At 41.9% G+C, this 683-nt stretch carries 2 pseudogenes; both read right to left on the reverse strand.

Annotation, left to right across the window (positions count from 1 at the left end):
- Positions 1-244, reverse strand: a pseudogene (locus WMO25_RS18570) (SEC-C domain-containing protein); the annotation flags it as partial.
- Positions 245-379: 135 nt separating this feature from the next.
- Positions 380-683: pseudogene (locus WMO25_RS18575) on the reverse strand (polyphosphate kinase 1); the annotation flags it as partial.

The raw sequence follows: 683 nt of genomic DNA on the forward strand, positions 1-683 counted from the left end.
CAGGGTTTGGTGTCTTTAAGCTTTCATTGATACCATCAAGGAAACCGCCGAAACGGACAACATCCATACCGTATTTCTCAGCCAGCTCTGCAACAGTGCCTTTCTCAACTTCTACAGGTTCTGTCAGCATCTTTTCATAGACAGCCTTCTCCTGCATATAGTAATCTGTCCAGAACTTCTGTGCTGTTGCCTGATCTGTATTGTACTGGTTTGCAAGTACTTCCCAATCTTCCATTAAACTCATGTTATTCACCTTATCCTTTATTTTATAAAATTTAATGACAATTTCTGTATTCTGCCTCTGAAAAAGAAACAGGACACACCTTATCAAATTATAAAAGATGTGTCCTGTTTTGTCAAATCATTTATGTGCAGGATATTATCTGAAATTATTATTTTCCGCTGCAGCATAAGCGGCATCAAAGAAATATTCCTGGGAATTGAGGGGAGCGTTCTCTTCCGGTGTCAAACAGACATAGGTGCCGTCCGGCTGCTGCTCTCTTGCTTTAACATTATAAATCCGGGCGCGCGCCTCTGTCCCGAAAATATAGATTCTTGAATGCTCAAGAAAACGTCCCACAATGCTGATGATCAGGATATTGTCTGTAAGATCTTCAATGCCGGACCGCAGACAGCAGATGCCGCGGATCACCATGTCAATTTTTACACCAGCTTCAGATGCT

The organism is Coprococcus intestinihominis (genome assembly GCF_040096555.1).
Taxonomy (GTDB): Bacteria; Bacillota; Clostridia; order Lachnospirales; family Lachnospiraceae; genus Coprococcus_A; species Coprococcus_A intestinihominis.